Source organism: Alphaproteobacteria bacterium (genome assembly GCA_017308135.1).
GTDB lineage: Bacteria > Pseudomonadota > Alphaproteobacteria > CACIAM-22H2 > CACIAM-22H2 > Tagaea.
Window position 1 is genome coordinate 209,057 of the sequence record JAFKFM010000008.1, and the last position, 23,855, is coordinate 232,911.

Below are 23,855 nucleotides of genomic sequence, written 5' to 3' on the forward strand. Positions count from 1 at the left end.
TCTTATACGGGAGATGGAGGGAAGAGGGCTAGCCGTCCTCGAGATGGAGCAAAAGCGCCACCCCGAGCATGGCCGAAACGGCCGCCGGCGACCAGGCGGCCAGGATGACCGGAATGGCGGCACTTTGGCCCAGCGCGCCGACCAGACTGGAGACGAAGAAAAGGAGGAATCCCGCCCCCACGCCCGAGCCGATCAGCAGGCTGGTGCCGCCGCGCCGATGCGGGCGAAGCGAGAATGTCGCGGCGATCAAAACCATCGCCGCCAGCAGCAGCGGGATTGCCAGCAATTGGTGCCAATGCAGACGATGGCGCGTGGCGGAGAAGCCGGCCGCTTCCAGCAGGCGGATGAAGCCCGGCAATTCCCAGAACGAGATCGTTTCGGGCGACGAGAACGAATCCTGGATCTGCTCGGCCGTCATGTTGGTCGGCACGCGATAGCTGCGCTCGAACCGCGAGGGGCGGTTGGGCGCGGTGATCCAGGCGTCGGACACGTCCCAATAGCCGGGGGCGAGGACGGCCTTGGCGGCGTCCACACGGCCGATGAAGCGGTCCTTGCCTTCGAAATTGAAAATGATGACGTCGTAGAGCGCCATTTCGGCGGAAGTCACGCGCCGCGCATGGACGACCGAATTGCCCTGGTCGTCGATCTGGCGCAGCCAGAACCCGTTTTCCGACACGGCAAGCAGGCTGGAACTGCCGCGCAGCAACTGCGCTTCCATGCGTTCGTAGCCCGCGTAAAGAACGGCGGCGGCCGGGTTGATAACCGTAATCTTGAACATCCCGAACAACGCCGCGACCGCGACGACCGGCAACAGGAACTGCCAGACCGACACGCCCGCGGCGCGCGCGACGGTCAATTCGTGCGAGCGCGTCAGCCGCCAGAAGGTGATGATCGCCGCGAACAGCACGACGAAGGGGGCGAGCTGCTCGGCCATGTAGGGAAGCTTCAGCAGCGCCATGCGCAGCACCAGCCCGGTCGAGGCTTCGGGGCGGCTGGCAGCCCGGCGCAGCAATTCGATCGCGTCGAACATGTAGACGACGATCATGAACAGCGCGAGGAAGCCGATCAGCGCCAGTGCGAATTGGCGGCCGATATAGCCCGACAACGTGGTGGAGACGCGCATGCTACGCCGCCTCCGGCATCGGGCCGGGATTGCGCTTGCGGCGCGGGCCCTGCACCAGCGCCCAGGCGGAAATCGAGATCGCCGCCAGCGGAACCGCGTAGAGGAACGGGATCGTCGCCGGGATGCGCGCGGCGAGATTGGGCAGCGCGATCGAAATCGCTTGCACCGCGATGCCGGCGGCGGCCGCGGCCAGCACGCGCTTGCCCATGCCGCGGCGGTTGAAATCGCCCGGTAGCAAACAGGCGAGACCGACGATCACCAGCGCGAAGACGTAAAGCGGCGTCGATAAGCGCGTATGCGCCTCCGCGATCAGCTTGTTGGCGAAATAACGGTCGTTGCTGTTGTCGTAATCGGGCCAGAGAAGCTCGTGCAGATATCGCTCCCCGGGTTCGCGCCAGCGATACTCGGCCTGCGCGCCCGATTGCCCGATCTCGACCGAATAGCGTTCGAAATAGAGCAGCGACAACTTGCCCGCCTCGCGATCGACCTGCTGGCGATTGCCGTTGAGCAGGATGACACGCGGGCCTTCCTCCGTTGCGGCGAGGGTGCCGCGCTCGGCCAGCAGCGTGACCGGGTTCGAAGGGTCGCGCGAATCATGGACGATAAGCCCATGCAGATCGCCATTCGCCTCACGCTCGCGGACATAGACGGTGAGGTTGCCGCCGATGCGCGTGAAGGCGCCTTCCTGCAACAACAGGCCGGAATAATCGGAGCGGATATCCGCTTGCAGATTTTTGAACTGGCTGAAGCTCGCCGGGATCAGCCACAGGTAAAACACATAGGCGATCAGCGTAGCGCCGGCGGCCAGCAGTAAGGCGGGGCGGGCGAGTTGTCCCGGCCCGTAGCCGACCGCGCGCATGACGACGAGCTCGCTGTCGCCGGTCAGGCGGTTGTAGACGAACATCGTCGACACGAAGAGCGCGATGGGCGTGACCAGCGCCAGGAAGCTCGGCATCAACAGCGTGGTCAAAAAGAAATAGCCGCCGATCGTCAGGCCGCGATTGACGATCAGATCGATGAACCGCAGCGACTGGGTCAACCAGATCGCAAGGGTCAGCGTGACCAGCACGAACAACGCCGTGGTCAGCACCTGGCGCAGGATATAGGCGGTGATGCGGGACATGGGATTCGCCTAATTATAAGCGTTTACGGCCCCGTTGCCGCCGGAACTTTCATCGAACACGATGCGGGCCGCGCTTTTATTTCCATTCCGGTCGGCTATTGTGACGGCCAACCCGGCATCCTTCGTCGGGATCGTAAAAATCGCATCGCCGCAAGGACTCCTCCGCCCATGAAGATCGCATTCTCGAAGCCCGAGACGCCGACCACCGGCAGCTATGTCGTGACCGTTCTCGAGGACCGCAAGCTGGCCCCCGCCGCCGCCGCCCTCGACAAGAAGACCGGCGGCGTCATCACCCGCGCGATGGGCGCGACGCGCTTCAAGGGCAAGAAGGACGAGTTGCTCGATATCCTGGCGCCCAAGGGCGTGCCCTTCGCGCGTATCGTGCTGGCCGGTCTCGGCAAGCTCGACAAGCTCGACGCCAACGGCGCGGAAGCTTTGGGCGGCAAACTCGTCGAACACCTCAACCGTGCGGGCGAAACCCAAGCGACCGTTTCGGCCGAACAGATCCCCGGCTCGCCGTTGGGCGCTTCGGAGTTTGCCGCGCATGCGGCGATGGGGGCGAAGCTGCGCAGCTATCGCTTCGATAAATACAAGACGCGCGAAAAGGAAGACGCGAAGCCGACGCTGAAGGCGATCAACTTCCTGGTCACCGACGTCGCCGCCGCGCGCAAGGTCCATGGTCCGCTCGACCATGTCGCCGATGCGATCCATTTCACGCGCGATCTGGTGTCGGAACCGCCGAACGTCCTTTACCCCGAAAGCCTTGCGGAGCGTTGCAAGCGCTTGGCGTCGTTCGGCGTGAAGGTCGAGATTTTCGACGAGAAGCAGCTTGAGAAGCTGGGTGCCGGCGCGTTGCTCGGCGTGGGCCAGGGTTCGGTCCGCCCGTCGCGCATGGTGATCCTGCGCTACGAAGGCGCACCCAAAGCCAAGGACAAGCGCCCGGTCGCCTTCGTCGGCAAGGGTGTCACGTTCGACACCGGCGGGATCTCAATCAAGCCGTCGGCCGGCATGGAAGACATGAAATGGGACATGGCGGGTTCTGCCGCCGTTATCGGCACGATCGAAGCGCTGGCCGCACGCCACGCCAAGGTCAACGCGATCGGCGCGGTCGGCCTCGTCGAGAACATGCCCGGCGGGAACGCGCAGCGCCCGTCGGACATCGTGAAGTCGATGTCGGGCAAGACGATCGAAGTTCTGAACACCGATGCGGAAGGCCGCCTCGTGCTCGCCGACGTGCTGTGGTACGTGCAGGACCGTTTCAAGCCCAAGGCGATGGTCGATCTCGCCACGCTGACCGGCGCGGTCATCATCGCGCTGGGCCACGAATATGCGGGCATCATGGCGAACGACGACGCGCTCGCCGACAAACTGATCGCGGCGGGCAAGAAGACGGGCGAGCCGTTGTGGCGCCTGCCGCTGGGCGAAGCTTATGACCGCGACATCGACAGCCCGGCCGCCGACGTGAAGAACATCGCGGCGGGGCGGGGTGCGGGGTCGATCATCGGCGGCCAGTTCCTGGCGCGCTTCGTGGGCGAAACCGCGTGGGCGCATCTCGACATCGCCGGCGTGGCGTGGTCGAGCAAGGACAAGCCGACCTGCCCGAAGGGGGCGACGGCGTTCGGCGTGCGTCTGCTCGACCGCTTCGTCGCCGATCATCACGAGGAGAAGTGAGCGGGGCGGCGATGGCCGAGATCCGCTTCTATCATCTGACCTCGTCGACGCTCGATCGCGCGTTGCCCGCCATCCTGCAAAAGGCCTTGGCGAACGGGCAGCGTGCGGTCGTCGTCGCGGGCAGTCCCGAGCGCGCCAAGGCGCTCGACTTGCAGCTCTGGACCTACGAGGAGCGCTCGTTCCTGCCGCACGGGCTCGCCCCCGCCTCGGGCGAGGACGAGTTCGCGGCCGATCAGCCGATTTGGCTCACCACCAAGGTCGAGAACCCGAACGGCGCGGGGCTGCTGGTGCTGATCGACGGCCAGACGGTCGACACACCCGACGATTGGAAACTCGTCTGCGAGATTTTCGACGGCAACGACGACGATGCCGTTACCGCCGCGCGCGCGCGCTGGAAAACGCTGAAGGCGCAGAACCACGAGCTCGCCTATTGGCGCCAAACACCGTCCGGCGGCTGGGAAAAGGCCGCGTAATTTGCGGTGTTCGTAAGAAAACTTACGGCCGTGATTTCGGAAAATCACGTATCCACACTTTCCATCACTGCGGGAATCCCGTTAATTTAATGACGGATGAAAAATGCCGTTTTAACGATTGCCGTTGTTGCGCTGTTGGGATTTTCGACCGGCGATAGTCGCGCCGAGCCGCCGAAATGGGGCGCGCATATCGATCTGGAAGGCAAGATCGGCAGTAAGCGCGATCTGGGCGAGGCCGATATGTTCGTGCCGCTCGCGCAGAACGCGCGGACGTTGTTGTTCGGCAATCTGCGCGCGCGTTTGGACGATAACGAAAGTCAGGAAGGCAATTTCGGCGTCGGCCTTCGGCACATGCTCGACGCGGGCTGGAACCTCGGCGCCTACGGCTATTTCGACCGGCGCCGGACCGAGATGCGCAACGCCTTCTCGCAAGCGACGCTCGGCCTGGAAGCGCTGTCGCTCGATTGGGATTTCCGCGCCAATGCCTATGTGCCGACGGGCCGGCGCGTCTACGAGGTCGATCGCTTCAATACGGCGGAGGTATCTGGGACGACCGTGATCTTCCGCGGCGGCGAAGAGCGCGCGATGGGTGGTTTCGACGCCGAGATCGGCTGGCGCGCGCCGATTTTCGCGCCCGAAGACGGCAAGCAATTCCGCCTTTATGCGGGCGGCTACCGCTTCACCGAAGACAGGCTGCCCGATGTCGCGGGGCCGCGATTGCGGGCGGAATTCGTGCTCGATCAGGTTCCCGGGCTTTGGAACGGCGGGCGCCTGTCGTTGGGCGCCGAATGGCAGCGCGATACGCCGCGCGGCGCGCAGAATTTTTTCGGGGCGCGGTTGCGCGTTCCGCTGCAATGGGGCGGCGGCCCGGCGCGCGCGTTGACGCCGATGGAGCGGCGCATGACCGATCCGGTCGTGCGCGATATCGACGTCGTCGCGCAGGCCGGCACGTTCGGCGCGCCGGAAGCCGCGACGGCGAAAGCGGGCGGCGGTGCTTTCACCGTGCTCAATAGCGCCACGACGACCGGCGCCAATCTCGCGACGGCCATCACAAACGCCGGCAACAACAGCACGGTTCTGCTGTCCGGCAATTTCGATACCGGCGCGACGCTGCTGAATATGGCGACGGGGCAAACCTTGACCGGTACGATGACAGTACAAAGCGCGTCGGGCCGTTTGGCGACCGTCAATACCGGCGCCACGATAACAGCCGCCAACGCGTCCAGCGCGATCCAGGTCAATGCGGGCGGTACGGTATCCGGATTGGCCGTGTCGAACGTCTATAGCGGCGGTGCGGGTGGGCGCACCATTCTCGTCACGGACGGTTCCACCAACGTAAATATCTTCAACAATCGCATCACCGCCACGCAAAGTGGCGCCAATGGGGCGCTAGCTATCGCCGTCGGTCAGAACACGTCCGCGACGATCGCCGGCAACACGCTCATCGTTACGGGTAGCGGCGGTGCCCAAACGCTGACCGCGTTGGGGATAAACAGCAACAATACGACCGTTACGGTATCGAATAATTCGCTCGGTGCGTCGGGCGGGACCACGAACAATATCGTCTGGTCCACCGGGACGACGACGATTAACGCCGGATCGACGGGCAATATCCGCGGTTCGGGCGTATGCAACGGGACCAGCGCCAGCGGTTCCGTGGCATTCACCAATGGGACGACCTGTCCGTAATTCCTGGGGGCAAGGGCGGGGGGGTTGCCCCCTTGGCCGGGCGCGGCTATAAGCCCGGACCCTTTTCCAAGACGGATACGAGAGACCCATGGCCATCGAGCGTACCTTTTCGATCATCAAGCCCGACGCGACCCGCCGCAATCTGACGGGCGCCATCAACGCCCTGATCGAGAAGTCGGGCCTGCGCATCGTCGCCCAGAAGCGCATTTGGATGACCAAGACCCAGGCCGAGACGTTCTACGGCGTCCACAAGGAACGCCCGTTCTTCGGCTCGCTGGTCGCGTTCATGACCTCCGGCCCCGTCGTCGTGCAGGTGCTGGAAGGCGAAAACGCCGTCGCCAAATATCGCGAAGTGATGGGCGCCACCAACCCGGCCAACGCCGCCCCCGGCACGATCCGCAAGGAATTCGCGGAATCGATCGAGGCGAACTCGGCGCATGGTTCGGACAGCGTCGAAAACGCGGCGATCGAAGTCGCGTTCTTCTTCGCCGGCCTCGAAATCGTCGGCTGAAGATGAAGATCGCGGGCGGTTGTCACTGCGGCGCCGTCCGCTACGAGATCAATGGCGAAGCGCTGACGCATGCGCTTTGCCATTGTTCCGATTGCCGCCGGCATTCGGGCGCGCCGATGGTCGCTTGGGCGATGTTCCCGGCCGACGCGGTCAAGACGACCAAGGGCACGACGAAAACCTACGCGTCCTCGACGGACGGACGGCGCTATTTCTGCGCCGATTGCGGCACCGGATTGTTCTATACGAACGCGGCGATCCTGCCCGGCATCACCGACGTGCAGAGCGCCACATTCGACGATCCGAACGCGCTGCCCGCGCACGCGCATATCCAAACGGCCGAGCGTATCGGCTGGATGGAAGCCGCGCACGATCTGCCGATGTTCGAGCGTTATCCGCCGCAGAATTAATTGACGGGCGCTTTAGCGCCCCGGCCGCCACTCGTCCAATAGCCGCCGCGCCAGGGCTTTCGCATCGGCCGGCGGCGTTCCGATCCGCATGCGCGGCTCGTAGAGCAGCTTCAGCATCATTTCGTCCGGCGGCGTCAGGTCCACATAAGGCGTGCGATCGTTGAAGATCGAATAGGTGTTGAGCTCGCTGTCGTTGAACAGCCCCAGCGACTGGGTGATCTCCTCCACGATGCAGCGCCACGCGGTCGACGGATCGCGCTGCGACGGGATGACCGCCAGCGCGCCGGCGATGCCTTGGCCGCCGCCGCGAACGTTGAAATAGCAATTGGCCGTGCGCGGCTGGTTGGCGACGAAGGCTTCCAGCGCCGCATCGTCCCCGCCCATCAACGCGCGCATGGCGTTGCGCACATTGCCTTGCGGCTGCGCGAAAATGTCGGGCGTGAAAACGACGACGAAATTCGCCTGACCCGCCGTGATGACCTGGATGTCGTGGCCGGTGATCCGGCGCAGCAATTGGACATGCCGCTCGACGAAGGGGCGGAAGATCGGCACGCGATCGCCCATCACGCCGATGCGCACCGGTGCGGCCCATTTGACGATCGGGCGCTCGATGCCCTGGCGGTTTTCCGATTGCAGCGCCACGCGGCCGAACCATTCGGCCAGCAACGCGTTGGACGGATCGAACTCGATCGCCGCCGGCGGCGTCTGCGCGAACGCGGCTGAACCAAAAAGACAAAGGGCCGCCCCGAGGAGGCGGCCCTTCCACGTCGCGCGGTTCACGCGACGGAAGCTCAGACGGGCTTGCCGTGCGGAACCAAGAAGGCCCACATCAGGATGAGGAGCAGCACGGTCAGGCCGAGCGTCCACTTGGCGAGCGAATTGAAATTCGCCCAGGTTTCCAAATGCGGCGTCATGTCGTGCTTGAAGTTCGGGTCGTTTTCTTGCGGGGCGGCGGCCATAGCTGACTCCGTTTCGTGAATTCCGCCCGGAACATAGCCGAGCTTGGGTTTTCGTCAAAGAGGCGGATTATAGACCGTCGGGACGGCGCCGGCCGGTGCCGGCCTGCCCGATGCGACCGCGGCCAAGGCGGCCGGGTAGATCTTGTGCTCGGCGACCAAGACGCGGGCGGCGAGGGTAGGGGCGTCGTCGCCCGGCAGGATGGGCACGGCCGCCTGGGCGACGATCGGGCCCACATCCATTTCGCTGGTCACGAAATGCACCGTGCAGCCGCCGAACTTCGCCCCGGCATCGATGGCGCGTTGATGCGTGTCGAGGCCCGGAAAGGCGGGCAGCAGCGACGGGTGGATATTCAGCATCTTGCCGGCCCACGCATCGACGAAGAACGGCGTCAGCAGCCGCATGAACCCGGCGAGGCAGACGAGTTCCGTGCGCGCTTCCAGCAGGCGCGCATGCAGTTCGCGTTCGAAGGCTTCGCGCCCGCCTTTGCCGCGATGGTCGATCGTCGCGGTGTCGATCCCGGCCGCACGCGCGATGTCGAGCCCGCCGGCCCCGGGCACGTTCGCGGCGACCAGGACGATCTCGGCCGGGTAGGCGGGGTCCTTCGCCGCGTCGAGCAGCGCCTTCATGTTGGAGCCGCGCCCGGAAATCAGCACGGCGGTCCGCACGCGTTTCATGCGCGTCAGATCTTCCACGCGTCGAGATTGGCAACGACGCAGCCCGGCGCCTCGGCCGAGGGCTTGTCGGCGACCACGCCGATCTCGAACGCCGTTTCGCCATGCTCGCGTGCCAGCTTCAGCGCCGCGTCCTTGTGCGCGGGATCGACGATCATGACCATGCCCACGCCGCAATTGAACACGCGCACCATCTCGGCCGCCGAAACCTTGCCCGCACGCGCGAGCCACGCGAAGACCGGGGGTAAGATCCAGGAACGCGCGTCGATCTGGACTTGCACGCCGTCGGGCAGGACGCGCGGCACGTTCTCCACCAAACCGCCGCCGGTGATATGGGCAAGCGCCTTGGCGTGGCCCGCGCGGACGAGCTTGATGCAGGATTTCACGTAGACGCGCGTGGGGGTGAGCAGCGCGCGCGCCAGCGTATCGTTGGCAAACGGGGCGGGCGCATCCCAGGCGAGTTCGGCGGCCGCGACGACTTTGCGCACCAGCGAGAAGCCGTTCGAATGCACGCCGGTCGAGGCGAGGCCGACCACCACGTCGCCCGCCTTCACGGTCGATCCGTCGATGCCGGCACCACGTTCCATGGCACCGATCGAGAAACCGGCGAGGTCGTAATCGCCGCTCGAATACATGCCAGGCATTTCGGCGGTTTCGCCCCCGACCAGCGCGCAACCCGCTTGGCGGCAGCCTTCGGCGATGCCTTTGACGATCGCGGTCCCGGCGGCGACGTCGAGCTTGCCGGTCGCGTAATAGTCGAGGAACAGCAAAGGCTCGGCGCCCTGGACGACCAAATCGTTGACGCACATGGCGACGAGGTCGATCCCGACCGTGTCGTGCTGGCCGCTTTCGATGGCGATTTTCAGCTTCGTGCCGACGCCGTCGGTCGTGGCGACCAGGATCGGGTCCTTGAACCCGGCGGCTTTCAGGTCGAACAACGCGCCGAAACCGCCCAATCCGGCCTCGGAACCCGGCCGGCGGGTGGATTTGGCCAGCGGCTTGATCGCTTCGACAAGTGCTTCGCCCGCATCGATATCGACACCGGCTTCGGAATAGCGGTTCGTGGTCATTGGCGCCCCTTTGCGGGACCGGCTATAACACCCCGGCGCGGCTCGTTACAGGGCCGGAAAAATATCGGTTTTGGAAAGGGTTGGGATGGCGTTGCGGGCCTTCCTACTGGCGATTTTAGTGGCGTTGGCGGCGACTCCGCCGGTTCACGCCCAGCGCGCGGGCGACGGCGTGTTCACCGTACGCGGCGTGGAAATCGACCGGACCGCGCCCTCGGCCCCCCAGGCGCGCGATCAAGGCGTGACCGAAGGCCAGCGTTTGGCGTGGCGACGGCTGGTCGAGCGCTTGGTGCCCGTCGCCGGGCGCGGCAATCTCGCTTCGTTGCCGGCCCCGCAGATCGCCGAATTGCTGGAAAGCTACGAGATCGAAGCCGAGCGCGCGACCGGCAATCGCTGGATCGGGCGCGTGGCCTATCGCTTCGAGGCGGAGCGGGTGCGCAATCTTTTCCGGACCCGCGAAGTCGCTTACGCGGAAACGCGCGCGCGTGCCGTGCTGATCGTGCCGCTGCTGATCGACAACGGCATTCCCAAATTATGGGAAGAAGAAAACCTCTGGAAGCGCGCCTGGGTGGCGCTGGGCATCGACGACGGCTTGCAGCCGCGCCGCGTGCCCGAAGGCAATCTCGAGGATATCGCCACGCTTGAAGCCGCCCAGGCCGATGCCGGCGATGCGGCCGCTTTGCGCCGCCTGGCCGAAGTCTATCAGGCGCAAGGGGCGATCGTCGTGCGCGTGCAGGTCGATACGATCGAAGGCCAGACTCTGGCGGTCGTGACTTTCGATCGCGTGGGTGCCCGTGCGCAGGATCAAAGCTGGCAGAAGATCGAAACGCTGAAGCCGGGCGAAGATCTCGAAGCCGCGTTCAAGCGTTTGGCGCAGGAAGCGGCGAACGAGATCGAGGAGCGCTGGAAACAGGAAGTGCTGGTCGGCACGGGGGCGGGGCAAGGCGGCACGCTGCGCGCGCAGATCCGCGCCGAGGATATCCGCGATTGGGTCGCCGTGCGCGCGCGCTTGGCGGAGGTCGCGGCCATCCGCAATATCGACGTATTGGCTATGGGGCGCGGCGGTTTGATCGTCGACGTGGATTACGACGGCGCGGTCGAAACCTTGCGCGCGGCGATGGCGCAGCGTGAATTGACGCTCGCCGCCGATGGCGAAGCGTGGATCATCGCCATCGCGGGACAGGCCACACGTTGACGGCCGGCACTTGATCAATCTTCCCAACATCCTGTCGTTCTGCCGCCTGATGGCCGTGCCCGTCGCCGTCTGGCTGATGCTCGACCAGCATTTCCCGGCGGCGTTCTGGCTGTTCGTCGCGGCCGGCCTGACGGACGCGATCGACGGTTTCCTCGCCAAGCGTTTCGGCTGGGAAACCGAGCTCGGCTCCTATCTCGATCCGCTGGCCGACAAGGCGCTGCTCGTTTCGGTATTCGTCGTTCTGGGCTGGATCGGGCATATTCCCGTCTGGCTGGCGATCATGGTCGTGTTCCGCGACTTGCTGATCATCGGCGGGGCGCTGGTGGCCGTGGCGATCACCGGCACGTTCAAGGCCGATCCCATGTATGTCAGCAAGCTCAACACCACGGTGCAGATCGCACTCGCCGCCGCCGTGCTGGCGAAATTGGGGCTGGGGCTCGATCTCGACACGCCGATTTGGCTGCTGGTCGCACTCGCCGGGATCACGACGTTCGCGTCGGGTATTGCGTATCTCGTGCGCTGGACGCGCATCATGAGCGCGCAGGAGGAAGAGCCGTCATGACCGCCGAACCTTCGCCGCAAATTCCGTGGGGCCGTTTCGTCGCGTGGCTGATGATCCTGGGGGCGCTCGGCTTCACGATCTACGCGCTTTCGGCCGTGCTGCTGCCGTTCCTAGTCGGGGCGGGGGTCGCCTATCTGCTCGATCCCGTCGTCGATCGCGCGGAAAAGGCGGGCGTGCCGCGCGCCTACGGCGCCGCTATCGCGACCGCGATCTTCTTCGTCGCCGTCGGCGTCACGCTGGCGCTGCTCGCCCCCGTGCTGCAAACGCAGATCTTCGGCCTTGCCGAACGCCTCGCCGTCGTTATCCGCCACGGCATCGAATGGGCCCGGCCCTATCTCGAGGAGTTTTTCGCCCAGATCGGCCACGCGGACTCCCAGCAATTGCGCGGGGCGGGCGATGCCGCGCGCCAAGTCCTGTCGGTCTTGGCGAGTGCGGCCGTCGGCGTGCTGACCAGCGGCATCGCCATCGTCAATCTGATCTCGCTGCTGCTGATCACGCCGGTCGTGTCGTTCTATCTGATCCGCGATTGGAACAAGGTCGTGGCGCGGATCGACACGTGGCTGCCGCGCGACCACGCGAACGATCTGCGCGGTGTGGCCAACGAAATCGACGAACGCCTTGCGGGCTTCCTGCGCGGCCAAGCCTTGGTCTGCGTGTGCCTGGGCATTTTCTATGGCGTGGGCCTGACGCTCGCCGGCCTCAATTACGGCTTGCTGGTCGGATTGATGACCGGCTTGTTGGGCTTTATCCCGTTCGTCGGCGTGACCCTCGGCACGGTCACGGGCCTCGCCATCGCGTTCTTCCAATTCGGCGATTGGGTCGGCATCGCGATCGTCGCGGGCGTTTACATCGCCGGTCAATTGCTGGAAGGCAGCGTGCTCACACCCAACCTCGTCGGCGATCGCGTCGGCTTGCATCCGGTGTGGATGATCCTGGCGATCCTGGCGGGCGCATCGCTGTTCGGCTTCACCGGCGTGTTGCTCGCCGTACCCATCGCCGCGGCGATCGGCGTGTTGTTGCGCTACGGGCTCAAACGCTATCTCGGCTCGTCGCTTTATCTCGGCCGGGGGCGATGAGCCCCACGCAACTGACCTTCAACCTGCCGCATCGATCGGCGTTGGGGCGCGAGGATTTTCTCGTCGCGCCCGCCAACGAAGCGGCGGTCGCGTGGCTCGATTCATGGCCCGACTGGCCGAGCCACGGCTTGGTCGTTCACGGGCCCGAGGGCAGCGGCAAAACGCATTTGGCCCAGGCGTGGCGCGCGCGCAGCGGGGCGAAACCCGTCGCCGGCGACATCGATGAGTCGCGCGAATGGCTGCTCGACGACGCGGATCGCGTGGCACCCGACGAGACCGCGTTCTTCCATCTGTTGAACATGATCGCCGAACGGCGCGGGCATTTGCTGATCACGGCCCGCACGCCGCCCGCGCGCTGGAACGTGAAGCTGCCCGACCTCGCCTCGCGCTTGAAGGCGCTGCCCGCCGTCGGGTTGGGCGCGCCCGACGACGCGCTGGTCGAAGCCGTGCTGGTCAAACACTTCGCCGACCGCCAATTGCGCGTGGCACCCGAAACGGTACGCTTCGTCGCGCGCCGGCTTGAGCGATCGCTCGGCGCGGTCGCGCGGGTTAGCGACGCGCTCGATCGTGCCGCCTTGGCGCAAGGCCGGGCGATTTCCATACCGCTTGCGCGCGACGTGCTCGCCGCGCAAGGATTCGCCACGACATCCGAGGAGTAGGGACGATGGATCTGGGATTGAAAGGCCGCAAGGCGATCGTGTGCGCGGGCTCGAAGGGTTTGGGCAAGGGCTGTGCGGCCGCCTTGGCGGCGGAAGGCGTCGATCTCGTCGTCAACGGGCGTGGTGTCGAAGCGCTCGAAGCCACGGCCGCCGAACTGCGCGCCAAATACGGCGTGAAGGTCACCGCTGTCGCCGCCGACGTGACGACCGCCGAAGGCCGCGCCAAATTGCTCGCCGCGTGCCCGGATCCCGACATCCTGATCAACAATGCGGGCGGTCCGCCGGCTGGCGATTTCCGCGAATGGGACGAGGCCGCGTGGCACAAAGCGGTCGAAGGCAACATGATCACGCCGATCATGCTGATCAAGGCGACGATCGACGGCATGATCGGCCGCAAATTCGGCCGCATCGTCAACATCACCTCGGGCGCCGTGAAGGCGCCGATCGCGCAGCTCGGCCTGTCGAATGGCGCGCGGACCGGCCTGACCGGCTTCGTCGCCGGGCTGTCGCGCCAGGTCGCCAAGCACAACGTCACGATCAACGGGTTGCTGCCGGGCCCGTTCGAGACGGATCGCTTGCGCTCGCTGTTCACCGCCGCGTCCAAAACCAGCGGTCAGCCGATCGAGCAGGTGGCCGAGGCGCGGCGCAAAGCCAATCCGGCCGAGCGCTTCGGCACGGCCGAGGAATTTGGGGCGGCCTGCGCCTTCCTGTGCAGCGTCCATGCGGGCTACATCGTCGGCCAGAATATCCTGCTCGACGGCGGCGCCTTCCCGGGCACGTTATAATTCGTGCATTAGCTTAGAGTCCCCCTGTAATCCTTTATAATTACAGGGGGAATTTGCATGTCATTAAAGAGTAATTCTTTGCCAGTTGCCGCCCCTCAAGGGGCCCCCTAAGGTCTGCCGCGCCGGGCAAACGAGGGCGCAGCAGTGTCGAGCGAAGCCAAAAACGCGACGGAGATCGAGCTGAAGCTCGCCGTCCCGGCCGAAGCCTTTGCCAAATTGGTCCGCGCGCCGCGTTTGTCCGCGTTGTTCGCGTCGAAAGCCCCGATCCGCAAACGCTACGTCACCACCTATTTCGACACCGCCGATCGCCGCTTGGCCGAAGCCGAGCTTGCCTTGCGCGTGCGCCGCGACGGGCGCCGGCGCATCCAGACGGTCAAGACGGCGGCCGCGCCGGAGATCGCCGGCCTCGCGCGCGGCGAATGGGAACGCGAGATCGTCGGCGAAACGCCGGTGCTGGACGAGGCCTGGATCGCCGAAATCGGCGACAAGAACGTGCGCAAGGTTTTGGGCAAGCCCAAGATCCAGGCCGGTTTGGCGCCGTTGTTCACGACCGATTTCCGCCGCCAAGCCTGGCGCGTGCGCTATGGCGTTTCCGATATCGAAATGGCGTTCGACAAGGGCGAGATTTCGGCCGGCAAGGGCAGCGCGCCGATCGCGGAAGTCGAACTCGAATTGAAGGACGGCGATCCCGCCGATCTTTACGGGCTCGCGCGCGATATCGCGAATATCGTGCCCGCCAGCGTGGAAGCGCGCACGAAGGCCGAGCGCGGCTACGCGCTACTCGACAAGAAAGGCGCGGGAAAATCGCCGTCGGCGGTGCGCGCCGCACCCATCCGCTTGGCGCCGGAAACGACGACGGCCGAAGCGTTCGCGCTGATCGGCCGCGCGTGCTTCCGGCATATGCGCGCCAATGAATCGCTGGTGCGCGGCAAACCCTTCGTCGAAGGCGTGCATCAGCTGCGCGTGGCGCTGCGCCGCCTGCGCTCGGCCCTGTCGGCGTTCCGCGACATCCTGCCCGAGGACGATCGCAAGACGATGTCGGAGGAATTGCGCTGGATCGCGTCCGCCTGCGGTCAGGCGCGCGACTGGGACGTATTCCGCAGCGAATTGCTGAAGCCGCTGGCCGAACATGTCGAGGACGATCCCGCCTTGGCCAATGTGGCCGCCGCCGCCGATCGCGCGCGCAAACGCAGCTACGCCGACGTGACGGCGACCTTGGCGAGCCCGCGTTTGACCCAAGCGCTGCTCGACGTCGAAGCGTGGTGGGAGAAGGGCGCTTGGCGCGAAGGCATGGGCAGCTGGGCGTTGCTGCCGGCGGAGGAATTCGCCGCCGCGACGCTCAAGAAGCTCCATCGCAAGGTCGAGAGCTTGGGCGAGCAGATCGGCGATCTGGAGGAAGTCGAACTTCACGAGCTTCGCATCCGCTGCAAGAAGCTGCGCTACGCCGCCGAGTTCTTCCGCGGCCTTTATTCCAAGAAATCCGCAAGCGCCTATCTCGACGCGTTGGCCGGCGTGCAGGAACATCTGGGCGCGCTCAACGACGCGGTCGTCGCCAAGGCGCTGATCGCGCGGCTGGGCAAGTCGTCGAAGGATTTGTCGCCGGAGGTTTTGGCGCGCGCCGACGGCATCGTCACGGGCTGGATCGCCGCCCGGATCAAGTCCGATCTCGAGGAATTGCCGGGCGTTTGGGACGAATTCCGCCGCCGCAAGCCCTTCTGGAAGTAACGTTTTCCCGGTTTTGCGCGAAATCTCCGGCAAGGCTATTCTGCACGCCAGGGAGTTCCGCGAATGCGTATTCACATTGTACCCGTCTTGGCGGCGGCGATCGGCATCGCGGGCGGTTTTTCGGCCGCGAGTTTCGTCTTCGCGCAAGCCGCACCGGGCGAGATCGTGGTCGTGCAGCGCGACATCGATTTCGACAAACGCGCGGTGACGATCCGGGCCGGCGGTCAGGTCGTCTATATCAACGAGGACCGCTTCGGTCATAACGTGTTCTCCGAAACGCCGGGCGGCGAGTTCGATATCGGCCGCCAAGCGCCGAACAGCCGTGTCGGCGTGCCGTTCCGGCGTCCCGGAACCTTCACGGTCAATTGCCGGATCCATCCGCGCATGGAAATGACCGTGACCGTGGTTCAATAGGCCGCCGCCCGGCCATGTCGCGCCTGTCGCTTCGCGTCAAACTCATCGCCGCGTTCCTGTTGGCGCTGGCGGCGGTCGGCACGCTGGGTGTGGGCGCGTTCGACGCGACGCGCACGCTCGGCTCGCTGACTATGCAAATGTTCGACGGGCCGTTGCAGGCGATCAATTTCACGCGTTTGGCGCAGACCGATTTCGCCGTTCTGCAGCGGCGCGAACACGAAATGGGCGCCGCGCCCGACGAGTCCGCGATGCGCGAGATCGAGCGGCTGGTCGAGGATTTCCGCAAGGACCTTGCCGTCGCCGGACAGCGTTCGGCTTCGCCCGACGTGCCCGAATTGATCGCCGGTATAATCAACGATCTCGACGCATGGGAAAAGGCGATCCGCGCGGCGCGCGTGGCGTCGGGCCCCGGCACCGTGTCCGAAGCGGCCCGCGAACTCGGTTTCAAGATCCGCGGCGAGTTGGAGATCCTGACCCAGATCGCCGCCGACGAAGGTTATGTCTTCCGCGAGGAAGCCGCCGCACGCATCGACGAAACGCGCGATTACCTGATGGCCGTTATCGCGGGCACGGCATTGGTGCTGTTCGCGGTCGCGGCCTTGCTGGTGCGCGACATCGTGCTGCCGCTCAACGCGCTAAACCGCAAGATGCGCCGCATCGCGCGCGGCGACGACGACGTGCACGTCCTCTATGTCGACCGCAAGGACGAGTTGGGCGATACGGCGCGCGCCATGACGGTGTTCAAACGCGTCATGGGCGAGATCAGCGGCGCGCGCGACGAGGCCGAAGCGGCGACGAAGGCGAAATCCGAATTCCTCGCGATGATGAGCCACGAGATCCGCACGCCGATGAACGGCATTATCGGCATGTCGCGCTTGCTGCTGAAATCGGAGTTGACGCGGGAGCAGCGCGAGAACGCGCGCATCGTGCTCGATAGCGGCGAGGCGCTGCTGCAAATCCTCAACGACGTGCTCGATTATTCGAAGCTCGAAGCGGGCAAACTCGACGTCGAAAGTATCGATTTCGATTTCCGCCGCATGCTGGAGGATGTCGGCGCGCTGATGGCCTCGAAAGCGGCGGAAAAGGGGATATTCCTGGTCGAGCGATGCGATTCCGGCGTGCCGCGCTTCCTGAAGGGCGATCCCGGCCGTTTGCGTCAGGTGCTGCTGAACCTCACCGGCAACGCGATCAAATTCACCGAAAAGGGCGGCGTCACCATCGTCGCGGCCGGATCGGAAAGCGGCGGGCGCGTGCGCTTGCGCGTTTCGGTGCGCGATACCGGCATCGGCATTTCCAAGGAAGCACAGGCCAAATTGTTCGGCAGTTTCGTGCAGGCCGATTCCTCGATTACGCGGCGCTTCGGCGGAACAGGATTGGGCCTCGCCATCAGCCGCCGGCTGGTCAACGCGATGGGCGGCGATATCGGCGTCGTCAGCGCGCCGGGCGAAGGCTCGGAGTTCCATTTCACGCTCGACCTGCCCGCCGGCGTCGAACCCGCGGAGATCGATCATGCGGCGGAAATCGGCGGCGATCTGCGACCGCTGCGTATTTTGCTGGCCGAAGACAACATCGTGAACCAGAAAGTGGCGCTCGGCCTGCTGAAACCCGGCGGCCATAGCGTGGACGTCGCCAATGACGGCCGTGCCGCTTTGGCGCTGGCGACCGCCAATGATTACGACGTCGTGCTGATGGATATGCATATGCCGAATATGGACGGCATCGAGGCGACCAAGGCGATCCGCGCCTTGCCGGCGCCGCGCGGCACGGTGCGCATCATCGCCGCCACGGCGGGCGCGTTGCAGGCCGATATCGACCGGTGCCTGGAAGCGGGTATGAACGATTACATCGCCAAGCCGATCGTGCCGGAAAAGCTGTTCGCCGCGTTGTGCGCGGCGGCACCGGCGGCCGCGCCCGTTTCGACGCAAGATCTGCTTGCGGCGAGCGATGCGGTGCTCGATGCGAATGTCATCGCCACGCTGGAAAGCCAGATCGGCGCCGATACCGTGGCAATGCTGGTCGACGATTTCGCGGCGAGCGCCGACGAGGCCGTCGCCCAGATCGCGCGGGCGCGCGCGTCGGACGATTTGGTCGTATGGACGCGGGCCGCGCATTCCTTGAAAAGTGCCGCCGCCAATATGGGCCTCGCGCGCGTGTTCCAACTGGCCGATGCGATCGAAGCGGCGGGGGGAAAGCGCGATCGGTCGACGATGGAAGCGTCCTCGGATAGATTGGCCGGCGCGGCGGCCGAAGGTGTGTCGGCTTTGCGCGCGCGCTATGCGGCGATCGCGGCCGGCGAGGAAACGGTGAATTGATGAACACGCAACAAGGCGCGCCCGGCGATCCGCTTTTCGCCAATCTGTCCGTGCTGCTGGTCGAGGACGACGCCTTCGCGATCAAGATCGCGCAGACCGTGCTGCGCCAATTGAAGGTGCCTTATATCAGCACCGCCAAGGACGGCGCCGAGGCGCTGGACGTGCTCAATTCCGGTACGCAGCGCTTCGATCTGATCATCTCCGACTGGAACATGCCGGAGATGAGCGGCCTGCAACTGCTCAAAGCCGTCCGCATGAAGTGGGCAGGGATGCCGTTCATCATGCTGACGGGCAAGGCCTCGCCCGAATTCGTCGTCGAGGCGCGCGACAACGGCGTGGACGCCTATGTCGTCAAACCTTTTTCCCCCGCTCAGCTTGGGCAGAAGATCGCGGCCGTGGTCGCGGCGAAAGCGAAGAAATGACGGACGAGATCTATATGCGCCGCGCGATCGAGTTGGCGCGCGAACATTCGATGTCGGGCGCGGGCGGTCCGTTCGGCGCGGTCGTCGTCAAAGACGGCAAGATCGTCGGCGAAGGGTGGAACCGCGTCACCTCGACCAACGATCCCACGGCCCATGCCGAGATCGTGGCGATCCGCGAGGCCTGCAAGGCCCTCGGCACGTTCGATCTGACCGGCGCGACGGTCTATACGAGCTGCGAGCCGTGCCCGATGTGCCTGTGCGCGATCCTGTGGTCGCGCGCCGAACGCATGTGCTACGCCGCCAACCGGCGCGACGCGGCCGAGATCGAATTCGACGACGAGGCGTTCTACGTCGAAGTCGCCAAGGATATCGACAAGCGCGACCTGCCCACATCGAACGTGCTGCGCGACGAAGCGCGCGCGGTTTTCGCCGAATGGTTCGTCAAGCCCGACAAGGTCGCCTATTGAAATGACCGGCGGCCGCGCGGTCTTCGCCTTTGTCCTGGCGGCGTCGTTCTTCACCTATGCGTTCGTGCAACGCGTGGCGCCGTCGGTCATCGTCGGCGAGTTGATGGCGGAATTCGCCGTCGGTGCTGCGGTGCTCGGCAATCTCGCGGCTTTCTATTTCTACGGCTACGCGCCGCTGCAAATCCCCGTCGGCATGTTGATGGACCGGTTCGGGCCGCGCCGGCTGATGAGCTTCGCGGTCGGCGTGTCGTCGATCGGGGCCGTCATCTTCGCGATCGCCCCGACGATCGAGATCGCCTATCTCGGCCGCTTGCTGGTCGGCATCGGCGCGGCGTTCGGCTGGGTCGGCGTGCTGACCGTCGCCACGCTATGGTTCCCGCCGACGCGTTTCGCGATGCTGACCGGGATCGCGCAATTGTTCGGCATGATCGGTGCGATTTTCGGCCAAGCGCCGTTGGCGCTGTCGGTCGATGCGTGGGGCTGGCGCGGCACGCTGGGGGCCCTCGCCGTGTTCGGCGCGTTGCTCGCGGTCGCGATCTTCGTCGTGATCGCCGACAAGCGTACCGCACCGGCGCACGTGACGGGCAGTTTCGCCGCCGGCTTGCGTGGCGTGTTGCGCGCGCGCGATGTGTGGATCGCGACGGTCTATGGTTTCGCGATGACCGGCACGATGCAGTCCTTCGCGGCACTTTGGGCCGTGCCGTGGCTGATGCAAGCGCATGGGCTGGAGCGCGGATCGGCGGCGCTGTTGAGCTCGGCCATGTTCGCGGGCTGGGGGATCGGGGCGCCGATCATCGGCTATGTCGTCGATCGCTTGGGACGGCGCGTCGGCCCGATGCGCCTGCTCAGCGCGGCTATGGCGATTTCGCTCGCCGCGATCCTCTACTGGCCGGGCCTGGGATTACCCGCGCTCGCGGTGTTGATGTTCGTCAACGGCGTATGCGCGTCGTCGATGGTGATCTCCTATGCCCATGCGCGCGACCATTCGCCGGCCCATGCCAGCGGGGCGGCCTATGGGCTGGTGAACACCGCCGTGGTGGGGTCGGGGGCGGTGCTGCAGCCCGCCATCGGCGCGCTGCTCGATCGCGCGTGGGACGGCGCGCTTTCGGGCGGCAGCCGCGTTTATTCGCCGGCGGCTTTCGAGCAGGGGTTCTCGATCTTGCTGGCCGTGGCGGTTTTGGGCGCGCTGTCGGCATGGCTGATGCGCGAGCCGGCCCCGGCAAAAACCCTTTAACAACGAGGCCTTGAAACGCTACCTTCGCGTCCGGTTCCCGGGAGGAGTCCTGTTATGTCCGCGACGAAATTCGACAAATCGAAGCTGCCCAGCCGCCACACGACCGTGGGGCCGACCAGTGCCGCGCACCGCGCGATGCTCTATGCGATGGGCCTGACCAAGGAACAGATCGCCCAGCCGCTGGTCGGCGTCGTCACGACGTGGAACGAGGCGGCCCCCTGCAACATCACGCTGTCGCGCCAGGCGCAGGCGGTGAAGAAGGGCGTTTCGTCGGCCGGCGGCACGCCGCGCGAATTCACCACCATCACCGTGACCGACGGCATCGCGATGGGCCATGCGGGCATGAAGGCCTCGCTCGCCAGCCGCGAAGTGATCGCGGACTCGATCGAACTCACCGTGCGCGGCCATTGCTACGACGCGCTGGTCGGTCTCGCGGGCTGCGACAAGGCGCTGCCGGGATTGATGATGTCGATGGTGCGTTTGAACGTGCCCTCGATCTTCATCTATGGCGGCACGATCATGCCGGGCAAATTCCAGGGCCGCGACGTGACGATCGTCGACGTGTTCGAGGGCGTGGGCAAGAACGCCTCGGGCAAGATGACGGATGCCGAGCTCGAGCATCTTGAGCAAGTCGCGCTGCCCACGGGCGGCGCTTGCGGCGGCCAGTTCACGGCCAACACGATGGCCTGCGTCTCCGAGGCGATCGGCCTGGCGCTGCCGGGTTCGGCCGGCACGCCCGCACCCTATGAAAGCCGCGACCGCTGGTGCTATCAGTCGGGCGAGCAGATCATGAATCTGATCGCGCAGGGTCTGCGCCCGCGCGACATCGTCACCCGCAAATCGCTGGAAAACGCCGCGCGCGTCGTCGCCGCCACGGGCGGGTCGACCAATGCGGCACTGCATTTGCCGGCCCTCGCCAACGAAGCGGGTATCGATTTTGACCTGCACGAAGTCGCGCGCATCTTCCGCTCGACGCCCTACATCGCCGACATGATGCCCGGCGGCAAATACACGGCGTTCGACCTTTACTCGGTCGGCGGCATTCCGGTCGTGATGAAGGAGCTGCTGGACTCCGGCTTCCTGCACGGCGACTGCATCACCGTCACCGGCAAGACGATGGCCGAGAACCTCAAAGACGTGAAGTTCCCGGAAAACCAGGAAAAGAAGATCGTCTATCGCGTCAAAAACCCGATCTCGACCACGGGCGGCGTCGTCGGCCTCAAGGGCAATCTCGCGACCGAAGGCGCCATCGTGAAGATCGCGGGTTTGAAGAAGCTGACCTTCAAGGGCCCGGCGCGCTGTTTCGACCGCGAGGAAGAAGCCTTGGCCGCCGTGCTGAAGCGCGACCTTAAAGACGGCGAAGTCATGGTCATCCGCTACGAAGGGCCCAAGGGCGGCCCCGGCATGCGCGAGATGCTGTCGACGACCGCCGCTCTTTACGGTTGGGGCAAGGGCGACGAGATCGCGCTGATCACCGACGGGCGTTTCTCGGGCGGTACGCGCGGCTTCTGCGTGGGCCATGTCGGACCCGAAGCGGCGGTCGGCGGTCCGATCGGCCTGCTGAAGGATGGCGACATCATCACTATCGACGCCGAAAAAGGCACGTTGGACGTCGACGTGTCGGCCGAGGAGATGGCCAGGCGCAAGGAAGCCTGGAAACCGCGTCCGCACGAATACCAGTCGGGTTCGATCTGGAAGTATTCGACGACCGTGGGCTCGGCCGAGAAGGGCGCGGTCACGCATCCGGGTGCTTCGAAGGAAACCTTCGACTACTCGCGGAGCTAAGGAAGGCGCATGGCCCGCATCGCCGTCGGCACGTTCCAACACGAGACGAATACCTTCGCGCCGACGAAGGCGGATCGTGCGGCATTCGTGAATGGCGGCGGCTGGCCGTCGATGGTTCGGGGGGACGCGATTCCCCCGGCCTTCGCCGGCATGAACGTGCCGATCGCCGGCTTCATCAAAGCCGCGACCGCGCGCGGACATAAATTGGCGCCGCTGATTTGCGCGAACGCCACGCCGTCCGCGCATGTGACGGACGAGATTTTCGAAAGCGTCGTCAAAACGCTGTGCGAAGATCTCGCCAAGGCATTGCCGGTCGATGCGGTCTATCTCGATCTGCACGGCGCGATGGTCACCGAAAGCCTGGAAGACGGCGAAGGCGAGATTCTCGCCCGCGTGCGTGCGGTCGTCGGCCCGCGCATTCCGGTCGTCGCCTCGCTCGATCTGCACGCCAACGTCACCCAGCGCATGGTCGATCAGGCCGACGGTATGGTCGCCTATCGCACCTATCCGCATATCGACATGGCCGATACGGGCGAACGCGCTTGCGACATGCTGGAGGCGATGCTGAAAGCGGGATCGCCGCCGGCGAAGTTCTTCCGCCAATTGCCGTTCATGATTCCGATCACGGCCCAGTGCACGTTCATCGAGCCGGGGGCCGCGATCTATAAGCGCCTCGCCGAGATCGAGGCGACCAGCGGCACGATGCTGTCCTATTGCTCGGGCTTCCCGGCCGCCGATATCCGCGATTGCGCGCCGTCGGTGTTCGGGTTCGGCGCGGATGCGCGCAAAGCCAAGGACGCGACCGACGCGTTGTACAACGTCGTCGCGGACGCGGAGCGCGACTACGTCGCCGAGATCTATTCGCCCGAGGATGCGATTGCCCGCGCCGTGGCGCGCGGCGGGCGCAACGGCAAGCCCGTGGTGCTGGCCGATACGCAGGACAATCCCGGGGCGGGCGGCAACGGCGACACGACCGGCTTGCTCGCCGCGATGCTGCGTTTGAAACCGAAAGACGCCGTGCTCGGCATGTTGATCGATCCCGCATCGGCCAAGCGCGCGGTCGAAGTGGGGGCGGGTCACACCGCGCCGTTCAAGCTCGGCGCCATTTCCGGCTGGCCGGGCGTTTCGCCCATCGAACGGCCGTTCAAGGTCGAGCGCATCGGGACGGGCGAAATCCTGTGCACCGGCCCGTTCTATGGCGGCAGCAAGATGAAGCTGGGGCCCATGGCGCTGCTCGAAGCCGAAGGTGTGCGCGTCGTCGTCGCCAGCCACAAAGTGCAGGCCGCCGATCAGGAATTCTTCCGCCATCTCGGCATCGAGCCGATCCAGCAGAAGATCGTCGCGGTCAAAAGCTCGGTCCATTTCCGCGCCGACTTCCAGCCGATCGCGGAGGAAGTTCTGGTCGTCGCATCGCCGGGCCCGAACCCCGCCGATCCCGCCGATCTCGTCTGGAAACGACTGCGCCCCGGCCTGCGCTTGAAGCCGCATGGCCCCGTGTTCCAGGGGCGCGCGTGATCCGCGCCG

At 65.4% G+C, this 23,855-nt stretch carries 24 protein-coding genes; 18 read left to right on the forward strand and 6 right to left on the reverse strand.

Annotated features, from left to right (window positions below; genetic code table 11):
- Positions 1–28 precede the first annotated feature (28 nt).
- Positions 29–1,123, reverse strand: coding sequence for an LPS export ABC transporter permease LptG (gene lptG, locus J0H39_09300; protein ID MBN9496941.1), 1,095 nt, complete (start codon positions 1,121–1,123; stop codon positions 29–31).
- A gap of 1 nt (position 1,124) precedes the next feature.
- Complete coding sequence (gene lptF / locus J0H39_09305) at positions 1,125–2,246, reverse strand: LPS export ABC transporter permease LptF (protein ID MBN9496942.1); 1,122 nt, start codon at positions 2,244–2,246, stop codon at positions 1,125–1,127.
- A 168-nt stretch (positions 2,247–2,414) separates the two neighbouring features.
- Here lptF and J0H39_09310 point away from each other — a divergent pair, with 168 nt between their 5' ends.
- The 5 genes from J0H39_09310 (at position 2,415) to J0H39_09330 (ending at position 6,997) form a co-directional block, all read left to right on the forward strand.
- Complete coding sequence (locus J0H39_09310) at positions 2,415–3,917, forward strand: leucyl aminopeptidase (GenBank protein ID MBN9496943.1); 1,503 nt, start codon at positions 2,415–2,417, stop codon at positions 3,915–3,917.
- 11 nt (positions 3,918–3,928) lie between these two features.
- Positions 3,929–4,390, forward strand: coding sequence for a DNA polymerase III subunit chi (locus tag J0H39_09315; protein MBN9496944.1), 462 nt, complete (start codon positions 3,929–3,931; stop codon positions 4,388–4,390).
- A 135-nt stretch (positions 4,391–4,525) separates the two neighbouring features.
- Positions 4,526–6,079, forward strand: a complete 1,554-nt coding sequence (locus J0H39_09320; protein ID MBN9496945.1) for an inverse autotransporter beta domain-containing protein — start codon at positions 4,526–4,528, stop codon at positions 6,077–6,079.
- An 88-nt stretch (positions 6,080–6,167) separates the two neighbouring features.
- Positions 6,168–6,590: a nucleoside-diphosphate kinase gene (ndk, locus tag J0H39_09325; protein MBN9496946.1), complete on the forward strand. Its 423-nt coding sequence runs from the start codon at positions 6,168–6,170 to the stop codon at positions 6,588–6,590.
- A gap of 2 nt (positions 6,591–6,592) precedes the next feature.
- Entirely contained in the window at positions 6,593–6,997 is a 405-nt protein-coding gene (locus J0H39_09330) for a GFA family protein (protein MBN9496947.1), read from the forward strand.
- Between the two features lie 12 nt (positions 6,998–7,009).
- Here J0H39_09330 and J0H39_09335 read toward each other — a convergent pair whose 3' ends face one another.
- Genes J0H39_09335 through J0H39_09350 form a run of 4 tightly spaced genes read right to left on the reverse strand, consistent with a single transcriptional unit; the run spans position 7,010 to position 9,698 of the window.
- Positions 7,010–7,777: a DUF2927 domain-containing protein gene (locus tag J0H39_09335; GenBank protein MBN9496948.1), complete on the reverse strand. Its 768-nt coding sequence runs from the start codon at positions 7,775–7,777 to the stop codon at positions 7,010–7,012.
- An 11-nt stretch (positions 7,778–7,788) separates the two neighbouring features.
- Positions 7,789–7,956, reverse strand: coding sequence for an aa3-type cytochrome c oxidase subunit IV (locus tag J0H39_09340; protein MBN9496949.1), 168 nt, complete (start codon positions 7,954–7,956; stop codon positions 7,789–7,791).
- A gap of 54 nt (positions 7,957–8,010) precedes the next feature.
- Positions 8,011–8,631 (reverse strand): phosphoribosylglycinamide formyltransferase, encoded by a 621-nt coding sequence (locus tag J0H39_09345; protein ID MBN9496950.1) that lies wholly within the window; start codon positions 8,629–8,631, stop codon positions 8,011–8,013.
- A gap of 5 nt (positions 8,632–8,636) precedes the next feature.
- Complete coding sequence (locus J0H39_09350; protein MBN9496951.1) at positions 8,637–9,698, reverse strand: phosphoribosylformylglycinamidine cyclo-ligase; 1,062 nt, start codon at positions 9,696–9,698, stop codon at positions 8,637–8,639.
- A gap of 85 nt (positions 9,699–9,783) precedes the next feature.
- Between J0H39_09350 and J0H39_09355 the strand changes: the two genes are divergently transcribed.
- The 13 genes from J0H39_09355 to J0H39_09415 all read left to right on the forward strand — a co-directional run bounded on the left by J0H39_09355 (position 9,784) and on the right by J0H39_09415 (position 23,846).
- Positions 9,784–10,890, forward strand: coding sequence for a DUF2066 domain-containing protein (locus tag J0H39_09355; GenBank protein ID MBN9496952.1), 1,107 nt, complete (start codon positions 9,784–9,786; stop codon positions 10,888–10,890).
- The gene (locus J0H39_09360) at positions 10,844–11,452 is read left to right on the forward strand and encodes a CDP-alcohol phosphatidyltransferase family protein (protein MBN9496953.1); all 609 of its coding nucleotides are present in this window, start codon (positions 10,844–10,846) and stop codon (positions 11,450–11,452) included. Before J0H39_09355 ends, J0H39_09360 begins: the two co-directional genes overlap by 47 nt.
- A gap of 50 nt (positions 11,453–11,502) precedes the next feature.
- Positions 11,503–12,528, forward strand: coding sequence for an AI-2E family transporter (locus J0H39_09365; GenBank protein ID MBN9496954.1), 1,026 nt, complete (start codon positions 11,503–11,505; stop codon positions 12,526–12,528).
- The gene (locus J0H39_09370; protein MBN9496955.1) at positions 12,525–13,187 is read left to right on the forward strand and encodes a hypothetical protein; all 663 of its coding nucleotides are present in this window, start codon (positions 12,525–12,527) and stop codon (positions 13,185–13,187) included. Before J0H39_09365 ends, J0H39_09370 begins: the two co-directional genes overlap by 4 nt.
- Positions 13,188–13,192: 5 nt before the next feature.
- A complete protein-coding gene (locus J0H39_09375) occupies positions 13,193–13,972 on the forward strand; it encodes an SDR family oxidoreductase (protein ID MBN9496956.1) in 780 nt (259 codons plus the stop codon).
- 144 nt (positions 13,973–14,116) lie between these two features.
- Entirely contained in the window at positions 14,117–15,697 is a 1,581-nt protein-coding gene (locus J0H39_09380) for a CHAD domain-containing protein (protein ID MBN9496957.1), read from the forward strand.
- A 63-nt stretch (positions 15,698–15,760) separates the two neighbouring features.
- On the forward strand, positions 15,761–16,111 hold the full coding sequence (locus J0H39_09385) for a hypothetical protein (GenBank protein ID MBN9496958.1): 351 nt from the start codon (positions 15,761–15,763) through the stop codon (positions 16,109–16,111).
- 14 nt (positions 16,112–16,125) lie between these two features.
- Positions 16,126–18,423 (forward strand): response regulator, encoded by a 2,298-nt coding sequence (locus J0H39_09390; GenBank protein MBN9496959.1) that lies wholly within the window; start codon positions 16,126–16,128, stop codon positions 18,421–18,423.
- A complete protein-coding gene (locus J0H39_09395) occupies positions 18,423–18,845 on the forward strand; it encodes a response regulator (protein MBN9496960.1) in 423 nt (140 codons plus the stop codon). Before J0H39_09390 ends, J0H39_09395 begins: the two co-directional genes overlap by 1 nt.
- Positions 18,842–19,312, forward strand: a complete 471-nt coding sequence (locus J0H39_09400) for a nucleoside deaminase (protein MBN9496961.1) — start codon at positions 18,842–18,844, stop codon at positions 19,310–19,312. The genes J0H39_09395 and J0H39_09400 overlap by 4 nt, the downstream gene beginning before the upstream one ends.
- Position 19,313: 1 nt before the next feature.
- Positions 19,314–20,546: an MFS transporter gene (locus J0H39_09405; protein ID MBN9496962.1), complete on the forward strand. Its 1,233-nt coding sequence runs from the start codon at positions 19,314–19,316 to the stop codon at positions 20,544–20,546.
- Positions 20,547–20,600: 54 nt separating this feature from the next.
- Positions 20,601–22,331, forward strand: a complete 1,731-nt coding sequence (gene ilvD / locus J0H39_09410) for a dihydroxy-acid dehydratase (protein ID MBN9496963.1) — start codon at positions 20,601–20,603, stop codon at positions 22,329–22,331.
- 9 nt (positions 22,332–22,340) lie between these two features.
- Complete coding sequence (locus J0H39_09415; protein ID MBN9496964.1) at positions 22,341–23,846, forward strand: M81 family metallopeptidase; 1,506 nt, start codon at positions 22,341–22,343, stop codon at positions 23,844–23,846.
- Positions 23,847–23,855: the final 9 nt, after the last annotated feature.